Annotated in this window: 15 protein-coding genes and 1 pseudogene; 15 read left to right on the forward strand and 1 reads right to left on the reverse strand. The window is 67.3% G+C overall.

What is annotated here, in order from left to right:
* The first annotated feature begins 14 nt into the window (after nt 1–14).
* The 15 genes and pseudogenes from C1877_RS14145 to C1877_RS14210 all read left to right on the forward strand — a co-directional run bounded on the left by C1877_RS14145 (nt 15) and on the right by C1877_RS14210 (nt 16,066).
* Nucleotides 15–134, forward strand: a complete 120-nt coding sequence (locus tag C1877_RS14145; RefSeq protein WP_390624777.1) for an iron dependent repressor, metal binding and dimerization domain protein — start codon at nt 15–17, stop codon at nt 132–134.
* A gap of 327 nt (nt 135–461) precedes the next feature.
* Entirely contained in the window at nt 462–812 is a 351-nt protein-coding gene (locus C1877_RS14150; RefSeq protein WP_244909865.1) for a helix-turn-helix transcriptional regulator, read from the forward strand.
* A gap of 224 nt (nt 813–1,036) precedes the next feature.
* On the forward strand, nt 1,037–1,618 hold the full coding sequence (locus tag C1877_RS14155) for a hypothetical protein (RefSeq protein ID WP_114569458.1): 582 nt from the start codon (nt 1,037–1,039) through the stop codon (nt 1,616–1,618).
* Nucleotides 1,615–3,456, forward strand: coding sequence for a VirD4-like conjugal transfer protein, CD1115 family (locus tag C1877_RS14160; protein ID WP_015539329.1), 1,842 nt, complete (start codon nt 1,615–1,617; stop codon nt 3,454–3,456). Before C1877_RS14155 ends, C1877_RS14160 begins: the two co-directional genes overlap by 4 nt.
* Nucleotides 3,456–3,671: a hypothetical protein gene (locus C1877_RS14165; protein WP_015539328.1), complete on the forward strand. Its 216-nt coding sequence runs from the start codon at nt 3,456–3,458 to the stop codon at nt 3,669–3,671. The genes C1877_RS14160 and C1877_RS14165 overlap by 1 nt, the downstream gene beginning before the upstream one ends.
* Nucleotides 3,672–3,681: 10 nt before the next feature.
* Entirely contained in the window at nt 3,682–4,089 is a 408-nt protein-coding gene (locus tag C1877_RS14170; RefSeq protein ID WP_015539327.1) for a PrgI family protein, read from the forward strand.
* A 142-nt stretch (nt 4,090–4,231) separates the two neighbouring features.
* On the forward strand, nt 4,232–6,565 hold the full coding sequence (locus C1877_RS14175) for a VirB4-like conjugal transfer ATPase, CD1110 family (RefSeq protein WP_015539326.1): 2,334 nt from the start codon (nt 4,232–4,234) through the stop codon (nt 6,563–6,565).
* Nucleotides 6,566–7,416: 851 nt separating this feature from the next.
* Nucleotides 7,417–7,653 (forward strand): annotated as a pseudogene (locus C1877_RS15820) (glucosaminidase domain-containing protein); the annotation flags it as partial.
* Nucleotides 7,654–7,780: 127 nt separating this feature from the next.
* Nucleotides 7,781–8,251 (forward strand): C40 family peptidase, encoded by a 471-nt coding sequence (locus tag C1877_RS15825; RefSeq protein WP_244909866.1) that lies wholly within the window; start codon nt 7,781–7,783, stop codon nt 8,249–8,251.
* Between the two features lie 21 nt (nt 8,252–8,272).
* On the forward strand, nt 8,273–9,031 hold the full coding sequence (locus C1877_RS14185) for a hypothetical protein (protein ID WP_015539325.1): 759 nt from the start codon (nt 8,273–8,275) through the stop codon (nt 9,029–9,031).
* Between the two features lie 13 nt (nt 9,032–9,044).
* Nucleotides 9,045–10,046 carry a VirB6/TrbL-like conjugal transfer protein, CD1112 family gene (locus C1877_RS14190; protein WP_114569459.1) on the forward strand — a complete coding sequence of 334 codons (1,002 nt, stop codon included), beginning with the start codon at nt 9,045–9,047 and terminating at the stop codon, nt 10,044–10,046.
* A gap of 87 nt (nt 10,047–10,133) precedes the next feature.
* Nucleotides 10,134–10,622 (forward strand): hypothetical protein, encoded by a 489-nt coding sequence (locus C1877_RS14195; RefSeq protein WP_015539323.1) that lies wholly within the window; start codon nt 10,134–10,136, stop codon nt 10,620–10,622.
* 9 nt (nt 10,623–10,631) lie between these two features.
* Entirely contained in the window at nt 10,632–14,471 is a 3,840-nt protein-coding gene (locus C1877_RS14200) for a VaFE repeat-containing surface-anchored protein (protein WP_015539322.1), read from the forward strand.
* 284 nt (nt 14,472–14,755) lie between these two features.
* A complete protein-coding gene (locus tag C1877_RS14205; RefSeq protein WP_114569460.1) occupies nt 14,756–15,346 on the forward strand; it encodes a TetR/AcrR family transcriptional regulator in 591 nt (196 codons plus the stop codon).
* Between the two features lie 258 nt (nt 15,347–15,604).
* Complete coding sequence (locus C1877_RS14210) at nt 15,605–16,066, forward strand: class I SAM-dependent methyltransferase (protein WP_015539319.1); 462 nt, start codon at nt 15,605–15,607, stop codon at nt 16,064–16,066.
* Between the two features lie 113 nt (nt 16,067–16,179).
* Here C1877_RS14210 and C1877_RS14215 read toward each other — a convergent pair whose 3' ends face one another.
* Nucleotides 16,180–17,109, reverse strand: a complete 930-nt coding sequence (locus C1877_RS14215) for a helix-turn-helix transcriptional regulator (protein ID WP_167536608.1) — start codon at nt 17,107–17,109, stop codon at nt 16,180–16,182.
* Nucleotides 17,110–17,241 lie beyond the last annotated feature (132 nt).

The following is a 17,241-nucleotide window of genomic DNA, read 5'->3' on the forward strand; positions in this document are numbered from 1 at the left end:
TCTTCGAGGGGCTCCTGCTCGAGGCGGGCGTGGACGGGAAGACCGCCTCGCGGGAGGCCTGCCGCATGGAGCACTGCCTGTCGGAGGGCTCCTTCGAGAAGCTCGCCGCCCTGCTGGGCGAGAGCGCCACCTGACCGGACCGCGCTCTTATCAAACGAAAGCGGAACACGCCAACAAAGCGGTAAGTCTTCTTTTGCCATGATGCGTTCGCGCCGTTCAACACGCAGGTACCATGGCAATTCGAAACAAAACATAATCTCAGCCATCGCTGTTCGCACGGCAGCACTGGCGCTCCTGCTCGCGCTGAGCCCGACCACGCCCGCCCGCAGGCTCGAGAGAGCATCACTCTAACCGCCCGTCGAGAAAACTCCCACGTACCTGCTTCGGGGACGCTTTGTACCAAATCGGGACATTTCCCCCACGCTGCGTGGATGAGTTGGTACGTTTGGCGGAGATTCGCGATGTCGAACCCGATCGACGCACAGGCGAAGGCACGGATTGCACGAGGCAGGAGACGGATGAACCATGCCGATCTCATAGTGGCGAGAATCGAGCGCGCGCGGCAGGACCGCGGCATAAGCGTCGCCGAGCTCGCCCGCCGCATGGGAGTCGACCGCAAGCGCCTCTGGTACGTCCTCAACGGCCAGCGATCGATGCGCGTCGACGAGTTCGTCCGGCTCTGCGCCGTTCTCAACATGGGCCTGGGATGCTTCCTGACCAAGGAGATGGCGACCGAGCTTGCCGAGGCGAGAAAAAGGACCGTCGAGGAATACGGGACGGGCGAGCCGCTCGCCCCGTTGTGGTTCCAGTGAAACGAGGGGAGCAAGTGCGCAGAGCATTCCGCATAGCGAACGTTCAGACGCCCGCCGCGCGCCGCGCGGCGGCTCCCCTCCCCACGCCCGCGTTCGAGACCCCCGTAAACGGCCCATGCCCATCCCCATCCCTGCCAGCTAAGCGCGCGCCGCGGGCGCGCCGTTCGATGCAGGGGTAGCAGCGGAGAGGACCGTCCTTTCCGCCGTCGCGGGAAGGACCGGGCATGGCAAGCGACTACGGCAACGACGCCGGCGAGAAGATGATCGAGGACTTCATGCGCTTCGGAGAGCGTATGGGGGAAAGGGCGATGTACCGCCGGGCGGAGCAGATCCGCCGCGCGTTCGAGAACGCGACGGGCGCCGCGCGGGAGGCCGCCGAGGGAAACGGGACAGCCGAGCATCCCGCCGAATGGGCGAAGCTCGACATGGCCGAGTTCCAGGGGATCGAGGACTATGCCGGCATCAAGGAGACCATCGAGGAGAAGCTCAGGACCCACGGCGTCGACTCGGCGTGGTTCGCCGAGCCCGCCACGGGCTGCGAGCACCTCCTGTTCCGAATCGCGGACGCCAAGGAGGTATGGCTCTCGTTCGACGAGCTCTCGCGCGAGACCGACGCGGCATGCGAGCGCGCGGCGGCCAACCTCGCCAAGAGGGACGCCCGGGAGACGGCCGAGGCGCGGGACGAGCGGCCGCTCGGGGTGCGCGCCGAGCAGGCCCGCGCGGCGTCGTCGGCCCTCGAGGCAGAGGGCGCCACCACGCGCGCGGCAACGCGGGGACCCCGCATGCAGGAGGTGCGGGCGAGATGACGGCCGCACGGGTCGCGGCGGCAGCCCTGGCCTCCATCGCCGCCTTCCTCCTCGGGAACTCGTACGCCGCATGCCTGCTCTCGCTTCCGGGCAACCCCGCGTCCAACCTCACGGAAGCGGCCAAGCTCCTTCCTTCCTTTCTGCTAGGCCACGGCCCCCTCTCGCTCGAGGCTGCCGCGCTCGCGACGGGGCTCGTGGCCGCCTGCGCCGTGTGGTGCGCCTGGGCATGGTCGCTCACGCACGGAAGCCCGGAGCGACAGGGCGAGGAGCACGGCAGCGCCCGCTGGGGCACCGCCCGCGAGGGCAGGCGATTCATGAATCTCGAGGACCCCGACAGAAACATCGTCCTCACGAAGCACTTCGGGATGGCGATGGACCGGCCCGACCACGACCGGCGCTACGAGCGCAACCGGAACGTGCTCGTGGTGGGCGGCTCCGGCTCCGGGAAGACGAGAGGGTTCTTCGAGCCCAACATCATGCAGCTGAACTCGAACTACCTCGTGACCGACCCGAAGGGCGAGACGCTGCCCCGGATGGGGCACATGCTCGAAGCTGCGGGATACAGGATACTGGCGTTCAATACGGTCGACTTCTCCAAGTCCCTCCACTACAACCCCCTGGCGTACGTCCGCGACGAAGCGGACATCCTCGAGTTCGTGTCCTGCCTCATAGAGAACACGACCGGAGACCGCGAGCACGCGGGAGACCCCTTCTGGGAGAACGCCGAGAGGCTCCTCTACGTGGCGCTCATCGGGTACCTGGTGTACCGCTGCCCGCCCGAAGACCGCTCGCTGTCGGGGGTGGTCACCCTGCTCTCCCTCGCGAAGGCGAAGGAATCGGACGAGTCGTACCGCAGCCCGCTCGACTTGCTTTTCGAGGAGGTGGAGACCGGGATGCGCTGCGTCGCGGCGGTCGGAGGGAGCGGCCAGGGTTTCGACCCGACGAGGAGGGCCTCCTACGACCCGGCAGGCTCCTGCCGGTGGGTCAAGGTCGCCGAGCCCGTCCCCGTCGACTCGGACTTCGCCCTCCTCCACTACAAGATGTTCAAGGACGCGGCGGGAAAGACCCTGAAGTCGATACTGGTCTCCTGCAACACGCGCATGGAGCCTTTCGCCATACCCCAGGTGCGCGAGCTCGTCAGCCGCGACGAGATGGAGCTCGACCGGCTCGGCGACGCCGAGGGGAGACGCGCGGTGTTCGCCGTCATGTCCGACACCTCCTCCCTCTACTCGTTCCTGTTCTCGATCATGCTCTGGCAGACGATGAGCATCCTCTGCAAGCGCGCCCTCGTCGAGTACGGGGGCGCGCTTCCCGTACCGGTGACGCTGCTCATGGACGAGTTCGCCAACATCGGGCGGCTGCCCGACGTCGAGCGGATGGTAGCGGTCGTGCGCAGCCGCAACATCTCGATGGCGTTCGGACTCCAGTCGCTCTCCCAACTCAAAGCTGCCTACAAGGACAACGCAGCGACGATCGTCGACTGCTGCGACACCCTGCTGTTCCTCGGCGGGAAGTCGAACGAGACGGCAAAGGAGATCTCCGAGTCGGTGGGAAAGGAGACCGTGTCGACCGTCACCTGGAACGAGAGCCGCGGCCAGTCCGCCTCGTCGACCCGAAATTGGAACATCCTCGAGCGAGACCTCGTGCAGCCCTCCGAGGTGGCGAGGCTGCCCCGCGACGAGGCGATCGTCCTCATCGCAGGGGCGAACCCGCTGAAGGATCGCAAGTTCGACATCGAGGATCACCGGAGGTGGAGCGAAGTGTACCCAGGGCACCCCGGGGCGTCGCACCACCTGCCCTTCGACTACTCGGAATACATGGAAAGGAGAGATGTCTGATGCTGGCGAACATCATCAACCTGGTCTCGGGATGCGTGACCTTCCTCGGAGGGTTCCTCGTCGTATGGGGCGCCGTCTCGCTCGGCCTCGCCATCCGCGAGCAGCAGGGCGGCGCATCCATAGCGAGCGCAATATCGACCATCGCCGGCGGCGCGATCATCATCGCCGCCGCCGTCTACTTCGGCATGCTCGACACGAGCTGGCTTCCCGCGTAGGGGCGACCCGATGCTGAGCGTGGCGGTCCACAAGGACATCGGGGAGTACACGGAGAAGGTCGTCGGCAAGCTCTCGGCGAGAACGCTCGCGTGCACCGCCGGGGGGCTCGCGTCCTCCGTGGCGACGGCGGCGGCGCTCAACCTGGCGCTGGGGGTGCCGGTGGACGCAGCGACGCTGCCCGTCATGGCGGCATCGATGCCGTTCTGGCTCATGGGCTTCTGGCGCCCGAAGGGACTCACGGCGGAGAGGTACCTGGCGATGCTTGCGCGCCATGCGCTGTCCGACGGCGTGCTCGTGTACTCGACGGGAAGCAGGCCCTGGGATGCGGCCGGGGGAATCGCGTGCCGGCGGGTGGACCGCAGAGCGCGCAGGAAGAGCAGGAGGAAGGGGGCCGAGAAGCGTGGCCGGAAAGAGTAGTGGGCAAAAAGGCGCCGCCAGGGGAAAGTCCCTCGAGCGCCGCATCGCCGAGCAGGAGCGCGAGCTCACGGGACGGATGGCGGAGAAAAGGAGAATGCGCCGCGCGGCTCGGGACGTCTACTCCGCCATAGGCTAAGACTTGATGTACCCCGACGGAATCGCGCAGGTCGAGGAAGGGCTTTTCAGCCAGACGATGGCGTTCGAGGACATCAGCTACCAGTCCGCCCGTGAGGAAAGCCAGCGCGCCATCTTCTCCGGATGGTGCCAGCTGTTCGACTATTTCGGTGCCGACAGCTGCGTGCAGCTCACCGTGGTCAACCGCCCCATTCCCGCCGAGGAGATCGGGACGAAAAGGTTCTTCCCGACCGACGACCCGCAGACTGCGGCGTACGCGGAGGAGTACAACCGGATACTCAACGACAAGATGAGGGAAGGCGTGTCCAACCTAGTCAGGGAGCGCTATCTTACCTTCGCCGTGGGCGCGCCTTCTGTCGACGCGGCGGTCCCGAGGCTCGCCCGAATGCGTGGGGACGCCGAGCAGACCCTCGCTAAGATGAGAAGCTCCTCCCGAACCCTCTCGGGGGCCGAGCGCATCGGCGTCCTGAACGGGCTGCTGCGCCCCGGGAAGCCGAACCTGTTCTCCTGGGACGCGGTCGGCGCGAGAGGAGGGCTCACGACGAAGGATTTCGTGTGTCCTTCCTCCCTCGACTTCAAGCCCGAAGGCAGCGCCTCCTGCTTCAAGTCCGGCGATACGTGGTGCCAGGTTCTCGTGCTCGGCAGGTTCGGCAGCGAGCTGTCGGACCGCTGCCTCGCCGACATCATCGACCTGTCGGTCCCCCTCGCAATCACCCTCCATGTCCAGGCCATGGACAAATCGAAGGCGGTCGCCTTCGTGAAGAAGCGGATCGCATGGATGGACAAGGAAATCATCGACGAGCAGATGGGGGCGGTCAAGAAGGGGTACGACTTCCAGATACTGCCCTCCGAGCTCAAATACTCGAAGGAAGAGGCGGAGGACCTGCTCGACCATCTCCAGAACAAGAACCAGAGACTCTACGTCTACACGGGGCTCGTGTACACGTACGCGCCGACGAGGGAGGGACTCGACGAGCAGGTGATGCAGATCGTGTCGACGGCGCGGCGCAACTCGATCGAGGCGGACACCCTCGACTACCGCCAGCGCGAGGGCTTGAACTCCATACTCCCCCTCGGGCACAACCACGTCGAAGTGTCTCGGATGATGACCACCGCGCAGGTGGCTATACAGATGCCCTTCGCGACGCAGGAGCTCTCGCACGAGGGAGGAGGCTACTACGGGCAGAACAAGCAATCTTCGAACCTCGTCCTATGCAACCGGAAGAGGCTTGCGAGCCCCATGGGCTTCGTCGCCGGCAAGCCCGGATCGGGAAAGTCGTTCTCCGTCAAGCGAGAGATAGAGAACACCATCCTCGCGTACCCCGAGGACGAGATTATCGTCCTCGACCCCGCTGGAGAGTACTCTCCCGTGGTCGAGGCGAACGGCGGGGAGTGCATGCGGTTCGCCCCTGACGCGGACACCCATCTCAACCCGTTCGACCTCTCCGACGTCGCACACCAGTCGCGTTCCGCCCAGATGGCCTTCAAGATAGACGCCTTCCTGGCGTTGTCCAGCGCGACCATGGCCGAGGGAGACCAAGGGCTCCCGGAGGCCGACAAGTCCATCATCAGCCGCTGCGTTGAGCGGGCATACCGCGACGCGGACGAGGAGGGGCGCACCCCCCTTCTCGGTGACTTCCACCGCATCCTGAAAGCGCAGCCCGAGCTGGAGGCCCGGGACATAGCCCTGCGCTACGAGCGCTACGTGGAGGGCGCTCTCTCTTTCTTCAACCGCCCTTCGAACGTGACGTTCGACCGGCGCATCACCAATGTCGACTTCAGGGACCTCTCCGAGAACATGCGCGCCTTCGGGATCATCACGGTCCTCGAGTGCGTGCGCAACCGGATGTACCGCAACTTCGATCGCGGCGTCACCACCTGGCTCTACATCGACGAAGTGCAGAGCCTGTTCGGCCACCCCTCGATCATCGCGTACTTCAGCCGCTTCTGGGCCGAAGGTCGCAAGTTCAACCTCATCGCCACGGGCATCACCCAGAACAGCGTCTACATGCTCGACCACGAGGAGGCCCGGAACATGGTCCTCAACTCCGACTTCATCCTCCTTCACAAGCAGTCACCCCTCGACAGGCGCGCCTGGACCGAGCTGCTCGACATGAGCGCCCAGGAGGCGTCCTACATAGACGAGTCGGTCAGGGCTGGTGAGGGGCTGCTCATCGCGGGCGGCGCGCGCGTCCCCCTGAAGGACAGCTTCCCCAAGGGGTCCCTCTACGACCTGTTCAACACGAAGCCCGACGAGGTGGCGGCGCGCAAGCGCGAGGAGGGCTTCAGAAGGCGCGCCGAGAGCAGGCGGAGGAAAGACGGCGGGGTGAGCGCGACGTGACCAGGGAAACCCGCAGCTCCGAGCCCGCGGCGTCGGGCGGCGCCCCGCCGGACCCTCCCGTCAGGGCCGAAGGGGCCGGCGCCGAAGGAATCGCATCGTCCGGCAGGACCGACGCGGTGAGCGCAGGCCTGGTGTCAAGCGAGGAGAGGTTCGCCGTCCCGGCGCACGGGGGCAAGGCGGCCAGCATGGGCCTCGGGAGGTCACGCCGGCCCGCGTCGCCATCGGCCGCAAGGCGAAAGCGGCGGTCCGAGCGGGCGCCGGTCGAAAACGGGTCGCCGGCGGACGTCCGCGAGGAAGGGGGGCGTCGGCGCGCCCCCGCTCCGACGGCGACCGCGTACCTGAAGAAAGCGATCTCCGCAGCCGCCGAAAGGGAGGCGGAGGACTCCGACGAGCTCGAAGGGGCGCCGGACGCCGTCCGGGCCGGGAAGGGCGCGTGGAGGGTGGCCGGCAAGGCGCGCGCGGCGACCCCCTCCCGCGAAATCGGCGCCGTCCGAAGCGGAGAAGGGGCAAGAGGGAGCCTGGCCGAGGAAGGGCGATCCCTGCGTTGCGGCCGAGCTGTGGAGAAGGCGTCGCGCCGCCGGCCCGGAAGGCCGCGGGCGGCGCTCCAGGCGGTCGGGAGGGAGCCCCGCAGGGCCTTCGCCGCCCGCGCCGCGGCGAAAGGAGGAGGGGGCAAGGCCGCGGCTGCGGCCGCAGCCGCGGCCGGCCCCCTTGCGGGGATCCTGTCCGGCGTGCTGTGCTTCGTTCTCGCAGCGCTGGCCGTCTCCCAGATTGCGAGCGCGGTCTTCGGGTTCTGGAGCGACGCGGCTTCGAAGGCTTCGCTCGAGGGGCTGCCTCCGTACATGACGGTGGAGATGGTGGAGGCCGCGCTCGAGTGCCAGGAGGAGTACGGACATCCGGCGGGCTGCACCCTCGCGCAGATCATCTGCGAGAGCGGGCAGGGCGACGGCCTCTCGGCCCTCGCCGAGCGCGACAAGAACCTCTTCGGCATCAAGTGGTCCTCCTCGTTCCTCGGGTGCCCCAAAGTCGCGGGCAAGAGCTCCTGGGCGACGAGCGAGGAGGTCGGAGGCCAGGTCGTGGGCGTTATGGCCGACTTCACGACGTTCAAGAGCCATCGCGACTGCATCGTGTTCCGCTCGCGCGTCCTCCTGTCCGGCCCCCCCCTATGTCGACAACGCCCTCATCCGGGAGGCCATAGCCTCGTGCGACTCGGACAAGATGGCCGAGGGACTGAAGGATGCGGGGTACGCGACCTCTTCGAGCTACGTCGAGACGCTCAAAGCGGCGATGGACGAATACGACCTCAGGCGCTTCGACGGGATGAGCCTGGAGGATTTCAGGGCGGGCGTCGCCGACGGCGACGCGATCGTCGCCGCGGCGGAAAGCCAGCTGGGGGTGCCGTACGTGTGGGGAGGGTCGATTCCCGGGGTCGGACTCGACTGCTCGGGGCTCACCCAATGGTGCTACGCGCAGGCGGGCATCGACATACCCCGCTACTCCGAGGACCAGGCCGCGTCGGGAAAGCGCGTCCCCCTCTCGGAGGCGGAGCCGGGGGACATCCTATGGCGCCCCGGCCACGTCGCCATCTACGTAGGCGGAGACGAGTACATCCACGAGCCCAGGCCGGGGGACGTGTGCAGGCGGGCGACAGGGATCGCCTACTTCACCTGCGCCGTCCGCTACAGATAGCCAAGAGACAGGAGGACTCCCATGCAGAGGAAGAACAAGGCGATGCTCGCCGCGGCCATCGGCATGGTCGCGATAGTCGTCGCGACGACGGCGGTGCGCTGCTCCATCGCGCATACCGCGGGCCAGGCCGACACCGACCCTCCCGCGGCCTCGGTCGAACAGCCCGCCGAGCAGGAGGGCCCGGAGACGGGGACCGAAGCCGGGGAGGGGCCCGACGAGGCGGCCGCCGTCCTGGAGGAACTGCGGGGCAGCGCGTGGACAGCGGCCGACGGCTCGGGCAAGACGCTCGCCTTCCGCGAGGGATCCTTCGTCGAATCCGACGGGGCCTCCGTCTCGATGACCGCGTTCGAGGTGGAGGGGTCGGGGTCTTCGGGCGCCCAGCGCTGGCTCAACGTCCTGCTGCTGAAGGACGGGGACGCGGCGGGCAGGTCGGCCACGATCGTCCTGGACGAGGACGACGAGGTCTCCTCGGTCGCGTGCGACGGGTTCTCCCTTTCCGGGAGATACGTCCGGACGGCGATGTCCGGCAGGACGGTCGAGGTGACGGGGCTCGCCGAGCCCTACCCGTCATTGGTGGACGGTAGGACCGACGAGCTCGCGGCGGCGATCTCCGAGTGGGCCACAGGGCACGCGCCCACCGCCACGAGCGCCTCCTTCGACGGGGAGGTTTTCGTCGACATCGCCGGCGGGCGCGTCAGCGCCACGTTCCATCTGGACGACGACGCCTCGACGATCGTCACCGCGGTCTACCGGTCCGGCGAGTTCTCCGTCCTCGGTTAGGGGGGGGGCGACGATGAGAGAGACGATCGCGAAGGCCGTCGGGAGCCGCGGGTTCTCGCTCGCGTTCTCCCTCACCGTCCTCGCGTGCGCCGCATCCCTCGCCCTCCCGGCACCTGCGTTCGCGGGGATCGCGGAGGACATCAACGCATGGCTGTGCGGGGTGCTGCGGGACACCTGCAACTGGATATTCGCCGGGCAGACCGACATGCTCAGGTCGATCGGCACGGACGGGGTGCTCGCGGCAGACTTCGCGCAGATGCTCGGGAGCGCGGGCGACGTGACGATGTACGACCTCGTGCGCGGCGTGTGGGAGGCGGCCATCCTGCCCATCGGCTGCGGCATGCTCTCGTTCGTGTTCACCGTCCAGCTCATTAAGGTGTCGCAGCGCATGGACGGCAACGCGAGCATGCCCGGGGTCAAGGAGGTCGTGTTCATGCTCGTCTTCTTCGCAGTGTTCCTGTTCCTGATCCAGAACAGCTTCGACCTCATGCAGGCGGTCTACCAGGTGGTCCAGCTCGCGATAGACCGCGTGACGGGCCTTTTCGGAACCGGATCCGAGCTCGACCTCGAGGCCGTGTCGATCACGACGACGGACGACGACGTCGCGGCGCTGGTCGCCATGCTCGTCGTCGCCCTCGTGAGCTGGCTTGTGGTCATCGTCGCCTACGTGGTGGCGCTCGTCGTCAGCTGGGCGCGCGCCATCCAGATCTACGTGATGGCCGCGTTCAGCCCCATCCCGCTCGCCCTCGTCTCGCTCGACGAGACGAGGCAGATGGGTGTCGGATATCTGAAGAACTTCGCCGCCGTCTGCCTCGCCGGAATCATCATCCTCGTGCTCCTCGTCTCGTTCCCCATCGTATTGGGCGGGCTCAACGCGGCGAGCGTCGGCGCGCCGGTGGTCGACTCCATCGTCGGAGGGCTGTCCTACGCGCTCCAGTACCTTGCGATGTGCGTGCTCCTGATCCTCTCGCTCGTGAAGAGCGGAGCGTGGGCGCGCGACATCCTGGGCGGGTGATTCGGATGGACACCTCGGCGCGCTCCCCCTGAAGACGGCCGGCGGAAACGGCACGGCCGCGAAAGACAGCATCGGAAAGGAGAAGAAATGACTGAGAAGAAGAACGTCTACATCTCACTCCACGAGGCGTTCGTCCGCGAGGGAATCCAGTACACGGACAGAAGGACGGGCGAGCAGAGGTCGTTCAACGTCGTCCGCCTGCCTCCCGACACCGTCATCGACGGCAGGGATGTCGGCGGCTACGAGTTCAGCCCGCTCTACGTGAACCCCTCGAGGTTCCGCGGGGAGCACTGGAGGGACGTGCCGCTCCTCGCGGACCGGGAGGTGCGCCTGAGCAGGTCGGTCCTTGACGCGGAGGGCAGACCGATCGTCGGGGAGGACGGCAAGCGGGAGAAGGAGACCATGGCCGTTATGCCGTCCCAGATAAGGGACGCCCTCTCCGAGGCGAGGAAGCGCTACGCGGAGGAGAACGCACGCGACGGAAGGGGCCTGGCCGAGCGGGCCGCGGAGGCGAAGGGAGCCTCCGAGAGCATGGAGAGGGGCGGCACGCGCCCTTTCGCCTGTGACGCGAGATAGGAGGAGAAGATGGGACAAGCAACCAAGGCGGCGAGGATCCTCCTCGCCCTCCTCCTCGCGATCGGCATGATGGCGCCTGCGGCCGTCCCGCAACGCGCCCATGCGGCGGAGTCGGGAAGCCTGACCGTGGGCAGGATCATCAGCTACGACTCGTATTTCACCAACTGGTTCGAGGTCGACGGGCAGGCCGCATGGTGCGGCAACCCCTCGATGGCGACCCCGGGAGCGGGATCGTATCCCAAGCAAGCCCTCTCTGCGGCGAGCGGGCGCACCGCCGAGCTCGCCGCCGACATGTGGTTCTCGTACGGATCGCCCGGGTTCGATGCGTCCCTCTGGCCTGGCAGCTGGGTCGACGGGAGCGCCATGACCCCCGACCGGTACACTGCGCTCGCGCACATCCTCATGGCTGACACCTATTCGAGCGACGGCAACTACGCGATGTTCGGCTGCTCCGAGGCGTTCCGGGACTGGGTCGCCTGGAACGTCCTGGGCTTCGACGACTCCGGCGCCGTCTCCAACGAGGGCGCGACGGGCAGGCTCATCGCCTCCCGGACGGGCGAGGTTCCCTCGTCCTTCGAGCCCTTCATGCTCTACACGGGCGCGTCAACCCAGGTGATCCTCTCGTTCACGTACAGCACGACGGTCAAGGTCGCCAAGGCGGCCTCGGAGTCATGGGCGCAGCAAGACCCCGACTACTCGCTCGCCGGCGCGGTCTACGGCATCTACCGATCCGCGGCCGACGCCGAGGCGGACTCCGACCGCGTGGCTACGATCACGACCGGCGCCGACGGCTCCGGCGAGTCGGAGAGCCTGGGCGCGACAAGGGACACGTTCTACGCCAAGGAAGTGAGCCCCTCCCCCGGATATGCCCTCGACCCTGAGGTGCGCGAGATCTCCCCCGACAACGACTACACCTTCTCGTCGGAAGAGCCGCCCATCACCGCGCGCATAGTGCTGAAGAAGGTCGACGCCGAGACCGGCGCGCCCGCAGCCCAGGGCGACGCCACCCTCGACGGGGCGGTCTACCAGGCCTCTTTCGAGCGGGGCGGCGAGACGGAGACCGTCGAAGGGACGACCGCCGGCGGCTCCATCGTGTTCGACGACCTGCCCCTCGGGGAGGTGGAAATCAGGGAGGTGTCCCCCTCCGACGGATACCTGCCCGACCGGAAGGTCCACCGCATCGAGGTGACCGCCGAGATGGCCCAGGCGGGCGACGCGGTCATCGAGGTGTCGCCCGAAGGCGAGTTCGGCGAGCTCGTGCAGCGCGGAGGCCTCATCATCGGCAAGGGCGACGCCGAGCGCTATGAGCACGAGGACGGCACGTTCTGGAACTACGCCCAGGGCGACGCCACGTTCGAAGGCGCCGAGTTCACGCTTTACAACCGCTCCGACGCCGCCGTCTGGTACGACGGGAACGGGGACGGAGAGCTGCAGGACGGCGAGATGGTCGACCCCGACGGGGTCGTCGCGGTCCTCTCGACCGAGTACAACGCCTCCCTCGACGCCTGGACCGCCAGCACCGGCGTGCGCGCGCTGCCCTACGGCACCTACGAGGTCGTCGAGACGAAAGCGCCCGAAGGCTACACGGGCGAGGGGATAGTGAGCCACGTGGTCGAGATCCGCGAGGACGGGCAGTTCGACCAGCTCGTGGAGGCCGACGGCATCCTCAACGAGGTCGTCCGCGGCGGCGTCCAGGTGCAGAAGAACGACCTCGAGCTCGGGGAGAGCGAGGCCCTCGGCGGCGCCGACCACTCGAACCTGGCCGACGACGGATACCTCGGAACCTCTCTCGAGGGGATCGGGTTCACCATCACCAACGTGTCCGATCATGGCGTCATGGTCGGCGGGACCTACTACCCCACGGGCAGCGTCGTCGCCGTCATCGAGACGGCGTGGAACTCCGAAGCCCAGGCCTACACCGCGCAGACCGCGTCCGACGCGCTGCCCTACGGCACCTACACCGTCGCCGAGACGGCGACCAACGAGAGCTACCTGCTCACCGACGGCGAGCCCCGCACGTTCGAGGTCCGCGGCGACGGCATCGTGGTGACCTCGGACGTGGACGGCGGAGCGCTGTTGTGGAGCGACCAGGTGGTGCGCCACGACATGCATCTCCAGAAGAAGGGAACCGTCCACGGAGAAAAGCTCGGGCTCGTCCCGTTCCTCATCACCAACGTCACCACCGGCGAGGCCCACGTCGCCGTCACCGACAGGAACGGCATGCTGTCCACGTCTTCGGAATGGCACAGCCGCGAGGGGTCGGCGAACGCGAACGACGCCCTGATTTACGAGGACTACATCGACTCGGAGGACATCGTCGAGGGCTCCGGCATCTGGTTCGGAACGGGCGAGCACGGCTCGCAGGCCGCGCCCGACGACTCCCTCGGCGCGCTTCCCTACGGCGAGTACACGATCGAGGAGATGCGCTGCGAGGCGAACGAGGGCTACGCCCTCTGGTCCGACACGTTCAACGTGAACCGGGACACCACCGAGACCCCGATGGACATAGACCTGGGGACCGTAGACGACGTCCCCGAGCCGAGAATCGATACGGTGGCGCTCGACAAGGCCGACGGCGACCACTCCATCGCGTCCCTAGGAGACGCCGTCATCGTCGACGAGGTTTTGTACGCCAACATGCCCCTCGAGGAGCTCACGGCGCGCGGCGAACTGGTCGACAAGGCGACGGGAGAACCCCTCGTCGTCGACGGCGAGCAAGTCGTCGCCGAGAAGACGTTCGCGCCCATCTCCCCCTCGGGCACGGTGGACGTGGAATTCGAGTTCGACGCGTCCGGGCTTGCGGGAACCGACATCGTGGTGTTCGAGGAGATCCTGCTCGAAGGCGAGGTCATCGCCGAGCACGCAGACATCCTGGACGCCGACCAGACGGTGGCCGTCGAGGCAGCGCCCGAGATCGGGACGGTGGCGACCGACGCCGCAGACGGGGACCACATAGCGTCCGCCGACGGGACCGCGCGCATCGACGACCAGGTCTTCTACAGCGGGCTCGAGAAAGGGAAGGCCTACAGGGTCGAGGGCGTCCTTATGGATCCGGAGACGGGCGAGCCCCTGGACACCGGCGACGGAGCGATCGTGGCAGAGACGAATTTCGTCGCCGAGGGGGAAAGCGGGTTCGCCGTAGTCTCCTTCGAGCTCGACGCCAGCTCCCTCGAAGGCAGGAGCACCGTCGTCTTCGAGAGGCTCTACGACTCCGAAGGCACCTTGGTCGCCTCCCACGAGGACCTCGAGGACGAGGGACAGACCGTGAGCTTCACGGGGCCTTCTCCCGAGATCGAGACAACCGCAACTGACGGCGATGACGGGGACCACGAGGCCTACGCCGACAACGACGTGACCATCGTCGACGAGGTGCGCTATGAGAATCTCGAGCCCGGGGTTGAATACGTTATGACAGGCACCCTGATAGACCGCAGCTCGGCGAAGCCCGTGGAGGAGAACGGCAAACCCCTTACAGCCGAGGTTCGCTTCACGCCCGAGGATGCCGACGGGTCGGTCGAGGTCGTTTTCCGCTTCGATGGGACGGATCTCGCAGGGCATACTGTCGTGGCGTTCGAGGAGCTGTCGCTCGACGGCGAGGTCGTCGCCGAGCACAAGGACCCCAACGACGAAGGCCAGAGCGTAAGCCTGGTCGAACCTCCCAGCGAGACACTGGACGAACCCTCAACCCCTGCTGGCAAGCTGCCCAAAACGGGCGACTCTCTGCCACTGATCCCCATTGCCTGCCTTGCGGGAGCCGCCCTGACGGCAGCCTGCGCCGCGCTCATGGCGCGCCGTCCGGACGGGCCCGCCCCCGAGAAGCCGCACGAAGGCGAAGAGGAAGGCGAATAGGATGGCCTTCCTGCTGCACCTGATTGGAATGGGCATGGGGCTGTGCACGCTCGTCGCCTACGCCTGCATCAAGGTAGGGGCTGAAAGCGAGCGAGACGACCTATCCTGACGAGTGGATGGGAGCTTTCGGAAACAGCCCGATCGCATTCCGTATCCGGTTCAGGACGGAAGCGAGTGCGAGGCATCGGGCCATCGGCGCCTCGCACTCGCCCTCATCGTCAGATTATTATATTGACCATTGTTCAATAATAGGATACCCTTCGGCTTGAAGGAGGTGGGGGAACATGCCGAGAACCGTCAAGGATCCGGAGGAGCGCAAAGCGGAGCTGCTCGACACGGCGATGCGGCTGTTCGCCGAGAAGGGCTACGACAACGTCTCCGTACGTTCGGTGGCGCGCGAGGCGGGGGTCGCGCCCGGCCTCGCCTACCACTACTTCGACTCGAAGCAGCGGCTCTTCGACGCCGCGATCGCGCATTACGCGGAGGAATGCTCCGAGGGGATGCGCGCGGTCCTCGACGACAGGGGGCTCTCCCTCGACGAGAAGCTCGAAGGCGCCATAGCCGTCGCGACCGACCATTCCGCGTTCCCCCACGCGGACAGCCTCCACGCCGAGGGCAACGGCACGCTCCACGACAGGCTGTCGCTCGGCATATGCGAGGCGGTCCGGCCCCGCATGCAGGCGGCTCTCGAGCTGGACGCCGCCAGGCGGGGGGCGCCCGCCGGCGACGCGGGGCTCCTCGCCTCGATGATGGTCCACGCGTGCGTGGGCCTCGCGTCCGGCCCCGGCATGCCCGACGCCGCGGCGGCGGACGCCGCCAGGCGCTACCTCGGAGCGCTCGTCGCCGAGTACCGGCGCGGCCCCTCCGGACGGTAGGGCGCCATCCCGGCCCAGGCCGGGCTTTTTTCGGCAAGTCGTATTGAACATTGCTCAATGAAAGGAGCGGAAGATGACCACGGAAAACGAGAAGGCGCGCGAGGCGAAGAGGCGCTCCAAGGATGCCTTCGACGGCCAGGCGGCCACGTACGACGAGGACATGCACGGCGCCCACGCGAGGGCCCTCTACCCCCATGTGGCCGGGGAGGTGGCGCGCGCTGTCGAAGGCAACCCGGCCCCGCGCCTGCTCGATCTGGGATGCGGGACGGGGCCCTCTCCGACCTGGTCCTCGGCAAGATCCCCGGCGCATCCCTCACGTGCTTCGACCTCTCGCCCAATATGCTCGACGCCGCGCGAGCGCGCCTCGGGGGGTCGGCGGAGCTCGTGCTCGGCGACGCGGAGGGACTCCCCTTCCAGGACTGCTCGTTCGACGCCGTGTGGTGCAACGACTCCTTCCACCACTACCCGGACCCGGAGCGCGCCGCTTTCCAGGCATGGCGGGTCCTGAAGGCGGGCGGCGCCCTGGTGGTCGGGGACGTCTGGCAGCCGGCGCCGGCGAGGGCCGTCATGAACGCCTGGCTGCCCCATTCGGCCGAGGGGGACGTTCGCATCTACTCGGAAAGGGAGATGAGGGAGATCCTGGGGAAGTGGTTCGACGGCGTGAGCTGGCGGCGGGTGGGACCGACCGCGTGCCTCGCCGTCGCCCGAAAGGGACGGTGAGAGGACGTTTGCACGGTAGGCGCTCTGAAAGACATGCGCGGTCTTAAGCGGCGACCTTTCGCCTCCGATCTCGTCGGCGGATCCTGCGCCGTGCCGCATGCGCAAGCTCCGTCCTACCTGTTCTGGTTGAGCATGCGGTAGCGGTTCGGGGTCACGCCGAAGCGCTCCTTGAACGCTTCCGAAAAGCTGCCCTGCCGCGAGAATCCGACGCTGGCCGACACCGCGGCGATCGGCTCGTCGGTGCCGGCCAGCAGCTCGCAGGCGCGTTCCATGCGGCGATCGCGCACCCAGCCCATGGGGGTGGTGCCCTCCGCGTCGCGAAACAGACTTGCGAGCTTGCTCGGGCTCGTGCACGCGACGCGGCACAGGTCCTCGAGCTCGATGGGGTCCTCCAGATGCTCCCGAGCGAAGGCGCAGGCGAGGTTGAACGATGTCCGGTCGACCGCTCGCATCTGGGGCGCGCCGCCCCGCTCGCTCTTCTCGTGCCAGCTGACGACGAGTGCGCAGGCCTCCATCACCTTGCAGCGGTAATACGCCTCGGCGACGGTGCGCGAAGGCTTTGCCGCCTTGACCTCATCGAACAGACGCGACAGCTCGGGTACTCGGTGCGCGCCGTCGAGGCGCGCGATCGCCGCTGTGAGCAAGACCGGGTCGGCGCCGATGGCGCGCGCCATCCGGGTGGCGCCTTCGGGAAGGAGGGAGATGCTCGCGACGGTGAGGCGCTCTCCGGGCGGCACGACCTCGCGGCACATGCCCGCTCGCCATGCGTAGCCGAGCAGCGTGCCCGTTTCCCACCCGTCCTCGATTCCGAGAAGCGGCGTGAAGTACGGGATCATGCTGCGCCCGTAGCTGCCGAAGCAGAAGAAGTTCGGCACGACGGCGCCGAACGACACGGCTTCGGAGAACAGGAGGTCGAACACGGCGATCGCAGCCGTGTCGTCTATCGCGAGACACCAGTATGACCCGCGCCCGTATGCGGGATCGACCGTCCAAGCCCGCCCGCATTCGCGTCCCCCGCCGCCTTCCTCTTCAATGCCATGCATATCCGATATCTGGGGGAGAAAGATCGATTCAATTCCGCATTTGGAGTCCGTCGCGGCTTTTCGCCCGGCCTGGCCCCGATTATCAGACATCGTTTCGCTGCGCACGTTCCGCACCCTCCGCTTCCGGCGGCG

It is taken from the genome of Gordonibacter pamelaeae (assembly GCF_003340385.1).
GTDB lineage: Bacteria > Actinomycetota > Coriobacteriia > Coriobacteriales > Eggerthellaceae > Gordonibacter > Gordonibacter pamelaeae.

Bases quoted from the DNA above. Each gene is read 5' to 3' on its own strand.
- C1877_RS14150 (WP_244909865.1), top strand. From the start codon at position 462: ATGTCGAACCCGATCGACGCACAGGCGAAGGCACGGATTGCACGAGGC.
- C1877_RS14155 (WP_114569458.1), top strand. From the start codon at position 1,037: ATGGCAAGCGACTACGGCAACGACGCCGGCGAGAAGATGATCGAGGAC.
- C1877_RS14160 (WP_015539329.1), top strand. From the start codon at position 1,615: ATGACGGCCGCACGGGTCGCGGCGGCAGCCCTGGCCTCCATCGCCGCC.
- C1877_RS14165 (WP_015539328.1), top strand. From the start codon at position 3,456: ATGCTGGCGAACATCATCAACCTGGTCTCGGGATGCGTGACCTTCCTC.
- C1877_RS14170 (WP_015539327.1), top strand. From the start codon at position 3,682: ATGCTGAGCGTGGCGGTCCACAAGGACATCGGGGAGTACACGGAGAAG.
- C1877_RS14175 (WP_015539326.1), top strand. From the start codon at position 4,232: ATGTACCCCGACGGAATCGCGCAGGTCGAGGAAGGGCTTTTCAGCCAG.
- C1877_RS15825 (WP_244909866.1), top strand. From the start codon at position 7,781: ATGGCCGAGGGACTGAAGGATGCGGGGTACGCGACCTCTTCGAGCTAC.
- C1877_RS14185 (WP_015539325.1), top strand. From the start codon at position 8,273: ATGCAGAGGAAGAACAAGGCGATGCTCGCCGCGGCCATCGGCATGGTC.
- C1877_RS14190 (WP_114569459.1), top strand. From the start codon at position 9,045: ATGAGAGAGACGATCGCGAAGGCCGTCGGGAGCCGCGGGTTCTCGCTC.
- C1877_RS14195 (WP_015539323.1), top strand. From the start codon at position 10,134: ATGACTGAGAAGAAGAACGTCTACATCTCACTCCACGAGGCGTTCGTC.
- C1877_RS14200 (WP_015539322.1), top strand. From the start codon at position 10,632: ATGGGACAAGCAACCAAGGCGGCGAGGATCCTCCTCGCCCTCCTCCTC.
- C1877_RS14205 (WP_114569460.1), top strand. From the start codon at position 14,756: ATGCCGAGAACCGTCAAGGATCCGGAGGAGCGCAAAGCGGAGCTGCTC.
- C1877_RS14210 (WP_015539319.1), top strand. From the start codon at position 15,605: ATGCGGGACGGGGCCCTCTCCGACCTGGTCCTCGGCAAGATCCCCGGC.
- C1877_RS14215 (WP_167536608.1), bottom strand. From the start codon at position 17,109: ATGCATGGCATTGAAGAGGAAGGCGGCGGGGGACGCGAATGCGGGCGG.